The sequence below is a fragment of the Aurantimonas sp. A3-2-R12 genome (assembly GCF_036016755.1).
Classification (GTDB): domain Bacteria; phylum Pseudomonadota; class Alphaproteobacteria; order Rhizobiales; family Rhizobiaceae; genus Aurantimonas; species Aurantimonas coralicida_A.
This window is the reverse complement of record NZ_JAYXIH010000002.1, coordinates 118,380-131,733: the sequence shown is the minus strand read 5'-3', so window position 1 is coordinate 131,733 and position 13,354 is coordinate 118,380. Positions and strand designations below refer to the sequence as shown.

Here is a 13,354-nt window from a genome sequence, read left to right as displayed (position 1 = left end):
TCGTCTCCCTATTCGGCCGGATCTGCGGCGACTTCGCCTTCCAGACGCCCGGAGGACGCCAGCCCGGCGGTCCGGGTCGGGTGATCCAGCGTCTCTTCCTCGAAGGGTGTCGGGGGCTTCGACATCAGCCGCAGGATGTAGAAGGTGCCTGCGCCGAACAGCAGGAAATAGACGATGATGAAGGCGACGAGTGAGGTCCCGACCGCCTCCGCCGCGATCGGGGAGACGCTCTCGGACGTTCGCAGAAGACCGTAGACGGTGAAGGGTTGGCGACCGACCTCCGTGGTGATCCAACCGGCGATGACGGCGACGAAGCCCATCGGCCCCATGGCGATCATCGCTCGCTGCAGCCAGGGACTTTCGTAGATCGAGCCGAAAGCCCGGCGAAACAGCGACCACAGCCCGATACCGAGCATGGCGAAGCCGATGCCGACCATGGTCCGGAACGACCAGAATACGACGGTTGAATCTGGCCAATCCTCGCGCGGGAAGGCGTCGAGCCCCTTCACCGTGCCATCGAGCGACCGGGTGAGGATGAGCGAACCGAGATAGGGGATATCGACGGCATATTTTGTCCTCCCTTCCTCCATGTCAGGGATGCCGAACAGGGTCAGCGGCATCGGCCCGTCGACATTGGTCTCGAAATGCCCCTCCATGGCAGCGACCTTGGCCGGCTGATGCTCCAGCGTGTTGAGGCCGTGCTCGTCGCCGGCGATGATCTGAAGTGGGGCGACGACTGTTGCCATCCACAGCGCCATCGAGAACATCAGCCGAGCGCTGGCGTTATAACGACTACGCAGGAGGTGGAATGCCCCGACCGCGCCGACGACGAAAGCGGTCGTCAGATACGCGGCCAGCACCATGTGGACGAGGCGGTAGGGGAAGGAAGGATTGAAGACGATCGCCCACCAGTCCTCCGGCACGAACTGGCCGACGGCATTGATCCCGTAGCCGGTCGGCGTGTGCATCCAGGAATTGACCGACAGGATCCAGAAGGCCGAAAACACCGTGCCGAGTGCGACGACGAACGTGGCGGCGAAATGCAATCTTGCGCCGACCCGCTTCTGGCCGAACAGCATGATGCCGAGGAAGCCGGCCTCCAGGAAAAACGCCGACAGCACCTCATAGCCCATCATCGGACCGAGGATCGGGCCCGTCTTGTCCGAGAACACCGACCAGTTGGTGCCGAACTGGTAGCTCATGGTGATGCCCGACACGACGCCCATGCCGAAGCTGATCGCGAAGATCTTTACCCAGTACTTGAAGGTATCCATGTAGACCGGCTTGCCGGTCGCCAGCCACAACCCTTCCAGCACAGCCAGATAGGAGGCAAGCCCGATCGAAAAGGCCGGGAAGATGATGTGGAATGCGATGGTGAAGCCGAACTGGACTCGGGCGAGAAGGACGGGATCGAAGCCTTCGAACATGGCGCTGCCTTCGGCTGTTCCTGCGACGCGGGTGTGCGCCCAACATAGGCCGCGTGCACCGCGTAAGAAGGTGCTCACGACGATTTTGCCATCCTCCGCTTGCCGTCGTTCCCAATGCTGCGCCACGCGATGTCGGGTTTCGCCAAGCCCTTTCACCGCTGTTCAGTCCCATGGCTCGGCTGCTATAGGGGCGGCGATTGAGTGAGCGCGGGGGCGAAATGAACCAAAAACGGATGCGGGATGATCTCACCGCGATCTTCGAGCGGGCAGTGGCGGTCGCGCACCCTTCGACCATTCTGGCCGCACATTTGCCGAAGCCGCCCGTCGGACGGATCGTCATCCTCGCTGCGGGCAAGGCGGCGGCTTCGATGGCGGCGGCGGCCGTGGCGCACTATCGCGGCACCCACGCTGTCCCTGACGCCCGCCTGACCGGGATCGCCGTCACCCGCGACGGCTATGCGCTGGACGCTGGGCCGATTCCCGTCGTCGAGGCCGGCCATCCGCTGCCCAACGAACACGGGCTCGCTGCCACCGCGCGGGTTCTCGAGCTTGCCGAGGCGGCCGGCGAGGGCGATCTCGTGCTGGCGCTGATCTCGGGTGGAGGTTCGGCGAACTGGCTGCTGCCGGCCGACGGCGTCAGCCTCGCCGACAAGCAGGCCGTAACCAAGGCATTGCTGAGAAGCGGCGCCGGGATCGGTGAGATAAACTGCGTGCGCAAGCACCTGTCGAAGATCAAGGGCGGCCGGCTCGCCAAGGCTTGCGGCGACGCACGCCTCCTCACCCTGGCGATCTCGGACGTGCCGGGCGACGACCCGAGCGTCATTGCGTCCGGGCCGACCGTGCCCGATCCGACGACGCTCGCCGAGGCGCGGGCGATCATCGCAAAGCGCGGCATAGACCTGCCGCCATCGTGCAGGGCGGCGCTGGAAGACCCGGCGAACGAGTCGCCGAAGCCCGGCGATCCGATTTTCGCGGCGAGCGAATACCGGACCATCGCCACGCCGGCCGCCTCGCTTGAGGCCGCCGAAAGCGCCGCGACCGCGCTCGGCTACACCGTCCACAGCCTCGGCGCGGACGTCGAGGGCGAAGCGCGGGAGGTGGCGCGCGAGCATGCCCGCCTGGCCCTCGACGCCAAGGCGCGCGGCGAGCGGCTGGCGATCCTGTCCGGCGGCGAACTGACCGTGACGATCCGCGGCGAGGGGCGCGGCGGGCCGAACCAGGAATACGCTCTGGCGCTGGCCGTGGCGCTTGACGGCGAGCCCGGCGTCGCAGCGCTATCCGGCGACACGGACGGCACCGACGGCGGCACTGGGCTGGCCAGCGATCCGGCCGGTGCTTTCGTGCTGCCGGATACGCTGGCGCGGGCGAAAGCCGCAGGTATCGACGCCGAAGGGGCGCTGGCGCAAAACGATTCCACGAGCTTCTTCGAGGGTCTGGGCGACCTGTTCGTGCCGGGCCCGACCCACACCAACGTCAATGATTGCCGCATCATCCTCGTCGGATGAGCGGTCCGGCAGCGAAACGAGGTCAGCCATGAAACGCTCGCGCGTCAATGAGATCATTCGCCAAGGCGACGAATTCATCCGCTCCTTCGGCTATGTCATGCCGCCCTTCGCCTATCTCTCGCCCAGCGAGATGAAGACTCGCCGCAGCGAACTGTCGGCGATCGTCGAGCGCCGGCTCGGCTGGGACGTCACCGACTACGCCAAGGGCGATTACGACAGGCTGGGCCTGTTCCTGTTCACCGTCCGCAACGGTGACAGCACCGACCTTCAGGCCGGACGCGGCATGCTCTACGCCGAAAAGATCATGATCTCCCGGCACGACCAGATCTCGCCGATGCACCGCCACATCGTGAAGGCCGAGGACATCATCAATCGCGGCGGCTCGACGCTGGCGCTGGAACTCTTCGAGAGCGCGCCGGACGGGTCGGTTGATGAGGACGCCGAGGTCACGGTCGTCACCGACGGCCTCACCCGCAAGCTTCCCGCAGGCGGCATCCTCAAGCTGTCGCCGGGCGAGAGCGTAACGCTGCTTCCCGGCAATTGGCACGCCTTCTGGGGCGAAGGCGGCGACGTTTTGATCGGCGAGGTTTCGACCGTCAACGACGATCTCACCGACAACATTTTTCGCGAGCCGATCGGCCGCTTCGCCGAGATCGAGGAGGACGAGGACCCGCTGCATCTGCTGGTGTCGGACTACGACGAGTGGCTATAAAACGCCGCCGCCGCTTGCTGTTTGTAAGCGTTTAGCTTACGTTACACCCTGATGCGGTGAGTGATGATAAAGGACTTCAAAAGCAAGGCGCTGGAGCAGCTTTGGACGACCGGAAAATCCGCGAAAGTTCGGCCCGACTTGCAAAAGCGGATTCTTCGTCGCCTCGATGCGTTGGACGTGGCGCGCTCTATCGCGGATCTCAAAATTCCGGGCTTTGATTTTCATGCTTTGCACGGCTTCGATCCGCCCCGGTACACCATTCACATCAACGGGCCTTGGTGTCTGACGTTTGAGTTTGAGGGTGCCGAGCCCAGCCGTATCGATCTTGAGCAGTATCACTGAGGTTATCTCGATGACGGATATGTCCACAGATCGCGACCCGAATCGCTGTCCGACCCATCCGGGCGAGCTTCTGCGCGAGGACGTTCTGCCGGCCACGGGCCGCACCAAGACCGAAATCGCTGCCTTGCTCGGTATCTCTCGTCAGCAACTCTACGACATCCTGCGCGAAAAGAAGCCTGTATCGGCAGACGTCGCGGTACGCCTAGGCAAGCTGTTTGGAAATGGTGCGGGGTTGTGGCTCCAGATGCAGGCCGCTCACGACGCCTGGCATGCCGAGCGCGATGTCGACGTCAGCGCGATCCCGACCCTGACCGCCGCCTGAGCGATTCTGTGGACATGATGCCGCGCGGCTGACTCCACGGCATCGGCGCGTGGTATCCTGAACGTCCTGCCGGTTCGCACTCCCGAGTCGAGCGGCACGGCATCCTCGACGACCACCCTTTGCGGCGAAAAGACTCCTCATGACGATTGCCGTCGATCTCGGCACGACCCAAACCGGCGAACCGGCGGAGCTCGATCTGGAGGAGCTGCTGTCGACGCGTCTGCTCGTCCAGGGCAACTCCGGTTCGGGCAAGTCGCATCTGCTGCGCCGTCTTTTGGAACGCAGCGCCGACTGGGTGCAGCAGGCGATCATCGATCCCGAGGGCGATTTCGTCTCGCTGGCCGAGCGCTACGGCCATGTCGTCGTCCACGCCAACCGCACCCCGGCGGAACTGACGCGGATCGCGCGACGCATCCGGGAGCATCGCGCCTCGGTCGTGCTCGATCTGGAAGGGCTCGACGCCGAGGTGCAGATGATGTGCGCGGCCGCCTTCCTCAACGGGCTGTTCGACGCCGACCGCGCCCATTGGTATCCGATGCTGATCGCCGTCGATGAGGCGCATCTGTTCGCACCGGCGATGGCGGGCGAACACTCCGAGGAAGCCCGCCGGGCCTCGCTCGGCGCGATGACCAACCTCATGTGCCGTGGCCGCAAGCGTGGGCTTGCCGGCGTTATCGCGACACAGCGGCTGGCCAAGCTCGCCAAGAACGTCGCGGCCGAGGCCTCGAACTTCCTGATGGGCCGCACCTTTCTCGACATCGACATGCAGCGCGCCGCCGACCTGCTCGGCATGGACCGGCGGGCGGCCGAGCGGTTTCGCGATCTGGAAACCGGCAATTTCGTCGCGCTCGGCCCGGCGCTGTCGCGGCGTCCGGTGCCGATCAAGATCGGCGCCGTCGAGACGGCGGGGCGCAGCGGGCGGCCGTCCCTGATGCCGTTGCCGGAAACGCCGCGCGAGACGATGGAGGATCTGATCTTCACCGTCAGCGAAGAGGACCGGGCGGCCGAGCGCCAGCGTCCGCAGCGGCCCTTCGCGAGCCCGTCGCAGCGCCCCGAGGCGGCGAACGCGCCGGTCGCGACCCATGACCTCCTGGAGCGCGTCGCCGCCGCGCCGTCGGTGTCCGAGCGGCATGAGCCGGTCGACGACGATCCGCGCTCGGCCGAGGAGCGGGCAGGGGCGGTCGACGCGATCTTCGCCGAAATGCTCGAAGACCCCGACGCGGCCTTCCGGCCGGTGCCTGTGCTCTACCAGGATTTCCTCACACATTGCCGGCTGAAGCGGCTGCGCGGCGCCGAAACCGACATGGCGGCGTTCCGGCGCCGGCTGTCGCTGGCCCGGGCCGGCGTTTCCGTCGAGACCGAGGACGAGGCATGGCAGGCGGTGGTCGGGCGCGCCGCGGACCTGCCGGAAGAGATGCAGGGCGTCTATATGATGCTCGCGAGAGCCGCCCGCGACGGCGTGGAGTGCCCGTCCGACGAAGCGCTGGCCCGCGCCTATGGCAGCCATTCGCCGTCGCGTGGCCGGTTCCTTCTCAGCTTCATGGACGAACGCGGGCTGATCACCGCCGACGCCGATTTTCGCGGCAACCGGGTGGTCACCATCGCCGGCACCGACTGGCGCACCTGCCTGCCTGAGGTCAAGCACGACGCGCTCGACGAGGCGCGGGCGCGGCGGGCGGCGCGGTTGGCGAGAAGCTGACGGATCGCCGCTCGGTGGACGCCGGCCGCAACGAAATGCCACTATCGGACGCGGCGACCACATCGATCAGGACCACCGCCGCTGACAGGACACAGGCAGACGTGGCAGAACAACCGGGCGCCGCGCCTTCGGGGGACATCGAGGCGCGCAAGAGCGATCATCTGGATATCGTGCTCGCCCCCGCGCTCGCCGCGCGGTGGGCGCCGAACGGCTTCGACCGCGTCGTCTTCGAGCATGTGGCGCTGCCCGAGATCGCGCTCGCCGACGTCGATCTGTCGACATCCTTCCTCGGCCGCCGGCTCAAGGCGCCGCTCCTGATCAGTTCGATGACCGGCGGGCCGGCCCGTTCGGCCCGGATCAACGCCCATCTCGCCGAGGCGGCCGAGGCGCTCGGCATCGCCTTTGCCGTCGGCTCGCAGCGCATCGCGCTCGAAGGGCGCGGCTCCGGCGGCCTCGACCGGTCGCTGCGCGCCCTGGCCCCGAGCATCCCGATCCTCGGCAATATCGGCGCGGCGCAGCTGGCGCTCGGATACGGTCCCGACGAGGCCCGCCGCGCCGTCGAGATGATCAACGCCGACGCGCTGATCGTCCATCTCAATCCGCTGCAGGAAGCCGTGCAGGCCGGCGGCGATACCGACTGGCGCGGCGTCTTCGCCGCGATCGAGGGGCTGGCGCGGGCGCTGACGGTTCCGGTCGTGATCAAGGAAGTCGGCGCGGGGCTGTCCGGCCGGCTGGCGCGACGGCTGGTCGATGCCGGCGTCCAGGCGATCGACGTCGCCGGCGCCGGCGGCACCAGCTGGGCCGCGGTCGAGGCGGAGCGGGCGGCGGACGCCGGAACCCGCGAAACGGCGCTGGTGTTTTCCGACTGGGGCATTGCGACGCCGCGCGCGATCGCCGATGTGCGCGCCGCCTGCCCGGACACGCTGGTCATCGGCTCGGGCGGGGTGCGCAACGGGCTCGACGCGGCCAGGGCGATCCGGCTCGGCGCCGATCTCGCCGGCCAGGCGGCGGCCTCGCTGCCCTATGCCGAGCGCTCGACCGAGGCGGTCGTCGACCACTTTCGCCAAATCATCCAGCAGCTGCGCATCGCCTGTTTCTGCACCGGCTCGGCCGACCTCGCCGCCCTGCGTCAGGCGCCGCTGCTGGAGGGGTGAGGATGAGGGGGCGAGCGTCATCGCCCGCACCGCGTTCACGGCCGGCGTATGCATTCCCGAGACTGGCTGTTCCTCCCTTCTCTTCTCTTCTCTTCTCTTCTGTTCTCCGTCCTCGGGGTCCCCGCCAGCGACGAGCTTAGCGAGGAGCTTAAGGGCGGGGCAGATAATCGTCTCGTCTCTGACGAGACGAGCGGCGGAACGCCGGAGGCGAACCCTCCGAACGATTGTAATAAACGGTCCGCCTCCGGCGTTCCGCGCGATGGGTGCCAAGGACACGCACGGGCTCTCGGTTCCCGTGCGTCGCCGAACCATTCGCCTGCCGGCCCGACCTTTCGGCCAGGACCGGACGGGCTGTGGGATGCCGCCGGGAGGAGCACGACCTCCAGGCCGGCGGCATGCCGCCTTCCCCGCAGAACGGAAGGCAGGCGCGGCCGTCACCAGGCCCGGTTCCCGCCGCTCCGAAAGCGGCCGAAACCGGCACCGCCCGCCAGGGATCACTCCCCTTTGGCCCTCGAACGATCCCGGCGATCATTCGCGCCCGTTCCTTCGACTGGCTCCGGATGGGCCGGCGGTGAAGTGATTGTGCGGGAGAGTGAAAGGGGTGGGGATAAGTTTTTTCGGGACGGTGGGTTTCTCGGGCCGGCGCAGGTTCACTGTTCACCGTCGAAGTCGAGGGGGCGAGCGTAGAAACTTCGTCATCCCGGCCTTGAGCCGGGATCCATGCCGCGACGTTTATTCCCTCTCCTCCGGCGACGGATTGGCGGCTCATGCGGCTTGGAATGGATCCCGGCTCAAGGCCGGGATGACGACCGTATTGGGCTGTCGCGTCTACTCGCCGACGATCGCGCGGATGAATGCGGCCCCTGCGCCCCGTGGACGAAAAGGACGCCGGCATCCAAGCCGCGCGTCATCCCGGCCTTGAGCCGGGACCCATGCCGCGACATTTTCCCATCCTGTCCGTCAACGGATTGGCGGCTAAAGCGGCTTGGAATGGATCCCGGCTCAAGGCCGGGATGACGACCATGTGGGACGGTCTCGCCAATCGCCGAAGTCGAAATGACGACCGTGTTGAACGTCGCGGCTAGGCGGGCACGACTTGGACGCTCTGGCGTTGCCCGAGCTTCGTCCGGTAGCCTGCGGGCGATCGAGCGGGACAGGCAACACCATGGCGGGCCACGTCTACATCATGGCGAACCGACGCAACGGCACGCTCTACACCGGCGTCACCAGCGACCTCGCGCAACGGGTCTTCGAGCACAAGAATGGCCTGACGCCCGGCTTTGCGAGCCGCCACGGCTGCCGGCGCCTCGTCTGGTACGAGGAGCATTTCGATATCCGCGATGCGATCACCCGGGAGAAAACCATCAAGCGCTGGCCGCGCCGCTGGAAGATCGAACTGATCGAAGCGATGAACCCGGACTGGAACGAACTTTATCAGGGCAGTTGGTGAGGCGGCGGGATGGGCACAACGCTGGAGGATGGGCGCCGGTGCGACGCTTGCAGGATGGGCGCCGGCATCCAAACCGCGTCATCCCGGCCTTGAGCCGGGACCCATGCCGCGACGTTTATTCCATCCTGTCCGTCAACGGATTGGCGGTTCGGGCGGCTTGGCATGGATCCCGGCTCAAGGCCGGGATGACGACCGTTGGAGGAAAGACGCGGCCATCCAAGCCGCAATCGCTATGCGCATCAACAGCAACTGCTGGTCCTGATCGATGACATTGTCAGGGTGGCGCACGTCGTGGAGCGAGACGCTCGACGGCGAGCGGCGCAGCACTTCAATCGCCTTTTCCAAACACGGTCTAACGCAAATCAAGACCAATGCTGCTGAAAAGGGAGTACCCTATCGGACGTTGATCAACTCGATTCTGCATGAGTAGGCATCCCCTCAATGACGGAGTCCGCTGCATCGGGGAATAAGCGACAGCAACCAATAAGTGTAATCAGGCCGGTATTGCCAATTCGCCAAAGCTCTCATAGCGTGCATTAAATTGCGTCGTCAGACTTACGATGATGAGGGCAAGCTGCGATGCTATCTAAGAAAAAATATAAGACAGCCTAAAAATCGCTTCATATAGAAATGATACAAATTCATGATTAAACGCATAACCTTAACAAATTACAGAAAATTTGAAAAATACGCGATTACGTTAAAACCAGGAAATATAATAGTCGGCCCGAATAACGCCGGAAAGTCCGCCATTATTGATTCACTCCGAGTTCTAGAGGCTTGCCTAAACTATTCATCTCGACTAAAGCCACAGTTATTACCTCTAGAAGACTCTGATATTGTATACGGGTATGATGTTCCGGATGGAATGATCCCAATAAATTTATCACATTCCACATACAACTACAACAATAATGATGCGCGTCTGGAATTTGAGATCAGGAATGGCACGAAAGCGGTCATTCTCCTGAATCCGAAGCGTGTGACGCGCTTTTTTCTAGTCGGAGACGATATAGCGGTCGCCTCGCGGGCTAAGTTCAAAAAGGAATTCCCGATCGATCTGGTTATTGTTCCCACCTTATCGCCTCTAGAGCGAGAAGAACGCCTCGTGAAGGATGAGACTATTCGGAAGTCCGAGGCGACACGAACGTCAAGTCGACACCTGCGGAACGTATGGTTTCGAAGATCAGACGCAGATTTTGAAGCGTTCTCGAGCGATGTAAATTCTGCATGGCCAGGAATCATCATACGGAAGCCCGAACGAGATACTGACGATCTATCAATATTGCATATGTATTATGAGGAACACCGTATTACTCGAGAAGTGCAATGGTCTGGATTTGGATTTCAGATTTGGCTACAAATACTAACGCATTTACGAAGAGCGAAGACCGAGGCATTAGTCGTAATCGATGAGCCAGATATCTACCTTCATCCGGATATTCAACGTCGATTAATCCGTTTAGTACGAGAGCGGTTTTCGCAATTTATTTTTGCTACCCATTCCGTTGAAATGATTAACGAAGCCGAGCCTCTCGAAATTGCATCCGTGAATTCTCGGTATCGAACTGCCAAGCGTATCTCCAGTGAAACAGACTATAATAAAATTTATGGATACCTAGGTTCAACGCAAAATGTAGACATCGCACGAATTTCAAAAGCGCGCCGGGTAGTATTTGTTGAAGGAGAAGATAAACGAATTTACAAAGTATTTTCTCAGAGAGCCAGTAAAAAAAATTTAGCCGATGGCACCGTTCCATTCGTTAGATTGGGTGGATTCGAGGGATGGCAGAGAGCTGTAGCTGCGGTTTGGGCATTTAAAGAGATATTGGGCACAGAGATCGATGTCTTCTGCCTATTCGACAGGGACTATCGCTGTGACGAGGAGGTGGATGCCTTTCGCAAAAAGCTAGCAGGGGAGAAAATGAAATGCCATGTTTTGGAAAAAAAGGAAATAGAGAACTATCTTCTTGATCCTGCGGCAATAGCTTTAGCGCTAGCGAGAAGAAACCGAGGGAATTCAGATTTCAAATTGGATCAAAGCGAGGTCGAATCTGAGTTAATTCGAATTACCGATGCAATGAAACATCGCGTCTTGGGCCGGCGCTCCGCCAGCCAGGGAAGTTTTTTTAGAGAGAGTCGTAGTGCGAAATCAGAAGCAACTGTTTCTGAAGATGCATCGAAAAGGTTTGAGGATAAGTGGTCGATATTGCCAGATCGACTGGGTATTGTTCCGGGAAAGGAGACGCTTTCGAGCCTGAACGAAAGATTTGAAAAATTGGGAGTCGGTTCTCTGACGCATAGGATGATTATTGAGGCTATGTCGATGAACGATCTTGGAGATGAGGTTGGAACGATTCTTACTGAGCTGGATGAATTCTGTAGAATGGATCAGAATTTCTAACACCTTACCTCTTTAGACCCCTTCCACAAATCTATTTAGCTCAATCTTGCGGCCGGCCATATTGAAGTTGACGGTGCGCGTGTTTTCCGCGACCTAGGGGAGGCTGCGGCACCAAATCTAGTAGAGCACGCCGGGCGCCGCGCCCAAAGATGCTGCCCCCCCCCCCCCCTCAGCCCTCCGCCACCATCCCCTCGGCGGGGTAGAGCTTGCCGAGCAGCGGCAGGTGGACGGCGCCGCGCTTGACGAGAAACTCCTTGAAGGCGATCTCGGCCGGCGCCGGCATGCGCTCCTTGCGGCCGACCGCGTGCCATTGCCGGCGAATCGGCAGATGCTCCACGTCGAGGATGACCAGCCGCCCCATCTCCACCTCGAAGGCGATGGTGTGGGCCGAGATGAAGGCGATGCCGAGCCCGGCCATCACCGCCTGCTTGATGGTCTCGTTCGAGCCCATCTCGACGCTGACCTCGTCCAGTTCCCCCGGATGGCCGGCGAAGAAGCCCTCGAGCGAGGCGCGGGTGCCCGATCCGGGCTCGCGGATGATGATGGTCTCCTTGAGCAACCGCGCCCGGTCGATGTCGCGGGCCTTGGCCAGCGGATGCTCGGGGGCTGAGATCATCACCAGCGGATGGTCGCCGAACACCATCGCCTCGACCGGAAACTCGATCGGCGGGCGCCCCATCAGCGCGATGTCGAGCTGATAGGATTTCAGGTCGCGGATGATCTCCAGCCGGTTGCCGACCGTCAGCTTGATCTCGATGGCCGGGTATTCGCGCCGGAACGCGGCGATCAGCCGGGGCGCGAAGTATTTCGCCGTCGACACCACGCCGAGCCGAATCGTGCCCGAGCGCACGCCCTTGATCGCCAGGATCTCGTCGGAGAGCGCCCGCAGCGTCGTCTCGATGGCGTTCGCCGCCTCCAGCACCGCCGCGCCGGCCACGGTCAGCCGCATGCCCTCACGGGTGCGATCGAACAATGCCAGTCCGCAATCGTCTTCCAGCTGCTTTACCTGTAATGTCACCGCCGGCGCCGTCAGGCCGAGCTGCCGGGAGGCGGCGGCGATCGTCCCGTGATGGTCGATCGCCTGTATTGATCGCAGCTGTCGCAATGTGAGGTTACGCATACCCGATCCATAATTTAATTTATCGATCGGGTAAAGATAATGAATTTTACTTAGCTCCAAGCGCCATCCAACATCCTTCCAACGACGGGTGAACGGCGACGCAGAGCTTCGACGCCACCCAGGAGGAAAACATGCCCTCGTCTCTCGACGCCTATCTTCAGTCCGCCGCAGGCGCGGACCCGACCCGCAAGAAGGTCGCCGAAACGGTTCGCCATCTGGCCGACGCCGCCGTCAAGCTGCGCAACACCATCATCAACGGTGGCGGCGACGCGCTCGGCGCGTCGCGCGAGGCGACCAACGCCGGCGGCGACGTGCAGAAGGAACTCGACGTCGTCGCCGACCGGCTGTTCATGGACGCCGCGAAGGCGTCGGCCATCGCGTTTTACGGGTCGGAGGAACAGGACGAACCGGTGACGCTCGACCCGGCCGGCACGCTGGCTCTGGCGATCGATCCGCTGGACGGCTCGTCCAACATCGACACCAATGTCTCGGTCGGCACGATCTTCTCGATCCTGCCGGCGACCGACGAACACAGGGCCGATCCGGGCTCGGTATTCCAGCAGCCGGGCTCGCGGCAATTGGGCGCCGGCTTCTTCATCTACGGGCCGCAGCTGTTGCTGGTGCTGTCGCTCGGCAACGGCACCAGCGTCTTCATCTTCTCGCCCGGCTCTAGCGGCTTCGTCGAGCTGAAGGGGGCGGTAGAGATTCCCGACCGGACCAGCGAGTTCGCCATCAACGCGTCGAACTATCGGCACTGGGACCCGCAGATCCGCAACTATATCGACGATTGCCTGGCCGGCGCGGAGGGGCCGCGCGAGCGCGAGTTCAACATGCGCTGGATCGCCTCGATGGTCGCCGATGGCTACCGCATCCTGGTGCGCGGCGGCATCTTTCTTTATCCGGGCGATGCAAGGAAGGGCTACGCCAAGGGCCGGCTGCGGCTGGTCTACGAGGCCAACCCGGTCGCCTTCTGCGTCGAGAACGCCGGGGGAGTGGCGACCGATGGCATCAACCGCATTCTGGACATCGTGCCGGAAGGACTGCATGCCCGCACGCCGCTGGTGTTCGGCTCGCGGCGCGAGGTCGAACGGGTCGGCCGCTACATCGCCGATCCGGCGGCGCTGAGCGAGCGCTCGCCGTTGTTCGGCAAGCGCAGCCTGTTCAGAGCCTGATTTAAGACGGTTGCCTGGGAGGGAGTGCCCCGGCACCGGGAGGAGAC

The 13,354-nt window shown here is 63.0% G+C and carries 11 protein-coding genes; 9 read left to right on the top strand and 2 right to left on the bottom strand.

From position 1 onward, the window contains the following. Positions 1-8 precede the first annotated feature (8 nt). Positions 9-1,427: a cytochrome ubiquinol oxidase subunit I gene (locus VSX60_RS01760; protein ID WP_327622409.1), complete on the bottom strand. Its 1,419-nt coding sequence runs from the start codon at positions 1,425-1,427 to the stop codon at positions 9-11. Between the two features lie 218 nt (positions 1,428-1,645). On the opposite strand from VSX60_RS01760, the gene VSX60_RS01755 reads away from it, so the two are divergent. The 8 genes from VSX60_RS01755 (at position 1,646) to VSX60_RS01720 (ending at position 11,015) form a co-directional block, all read left to right on the top strand. Next, positions 1,646-2,932, top strand: coding sequence for a glycerate kinase type-2 family protein (locus VSX60_RS01755; RefSeq protein WP_327622408.1), 1,287 nt, complete (start codon positions 1,646-1,648; stop codon positions 2,930-2,932). Between the two features lie 28 nt (positions 2,933-2,960). Beyond that, on the top strand, positions 2,961-3,644 hold the full coding sequence (locus tag VSX60_RS01750) for a D-lyxose/D-mannose family sugar isomerase (protein ID WP_327622407.1): 684 nt from the start codon (positions 2,961-2,963) through the stop codon (positions 3,642-3,644). A 63-nt stretch (positions 3,645-3,707) separates the two neighbouring features. Continuing rightward, the gene (locus VSX60_RS01745; protein ID WP_327622406.1) at positions 3,708-3,986 is read left to right on the top strand and encodes a type II toxin-antitoxin system RelE/ParE family toxin; all 279 of its coding nucleotides are present in this window, start codon (positions 3,708-3,710) and stop codon (positions 3,984-3,986) included. Between the two features lie 10 nt (positions 3,987-3,996). Next, positions 3,997-4,308, top strand: a complete 312-nt coding sequence (locus VSX60_RS01740; RefSeq protein WP_327622405.1) for a HigA family addiction module antitoxin — start codon at positions 3,997-3,999, stop codon at positions 4,306-4,308. 139 nt (positions 4,309-4,447) lie between these two features. Then, on the top strand, positions 4,448-6,007 hold the full coding sequence (locus VSX60_RS01735) for an ATP-binding protein (protein WP_327622404.1): 1,560 nt from the start codon (positions 4,448-4,450) through the stop codon (positions 6,005-6,007). 35 nt (positions 6,008-6,042) lie between these two features. After that, positions 6,043-7,161: a type 2 isopentenyl-diphosphate Delta-isomerase gene (gene fni, locus VSX60_RS01730; RefSeq protein ID WP_442873036.1), complete on the top strand. Its 1,119-nt coding sequence runs from the start codon at positions 6,043-6,045 to the stop codon at positions 7,159-7,161. A 1,165-nt stretch (positions 7,162-8,326) separates the two neighbouring features. Next, positions 8,327-8,611 (top strand): GIY-YIG nuclease family protein, encoded by a 285-nt coding sequence (locus VSX60_RS01725; RefSeq protein WP_327622402.1) that lies wholly within the window; start codon positions 8,327-8,329, stop codon positions 8,609-8,611. Between the two features lie 643 nt (positions 8,612-9,254). Further along, positions 9,255-11,015, top strand: a complete 1,761-nt coding sequence (locus VSX60_RS01720) for an ATP-dependent nuclease (protein WP_327622401.1) — start codon at positions 9,255-9,257, stop codon at positions 11,013-11,015. 169 nt (positions 11,016-11,184) lie between these two features. Here VSX60_RS01720 and VSX60_RS01715 read toward each other — a convergent pair whose 3' ends face one another. Continuing rightward, the gene (locus tag VSX60_RS01715) at positions 11,185-12,135 is read right to left on the bottom strand and encodes a LysR family transcriptional regulator (protein ID WP_327622400.1); all 951 of its coding nucleotides are present in this window, start codon (positions 12,133-12,135) and stop codon (positions 11,185-11,187) included. Between the two features lie 131 nt (positions 12,136-12,266). Here VSX60_RS01715 and VSX60_RS01710 point away from each other — a divergent pair, with 131 nt between their 5' ends. Beyond that, positions 12,267-13,307: a class 1 fructose-bisphosphatase gene (locus tag VSX60_RS01710; protein WP_327622399.1), complete on the top strand. Its 1,041-nt coding sequence runs from the start codon at positions 12,267-12,269 to the stop codon at positions 13,305-13,307. Positions 13,308-13,354 lie beyond the last annotated feature (47 nt).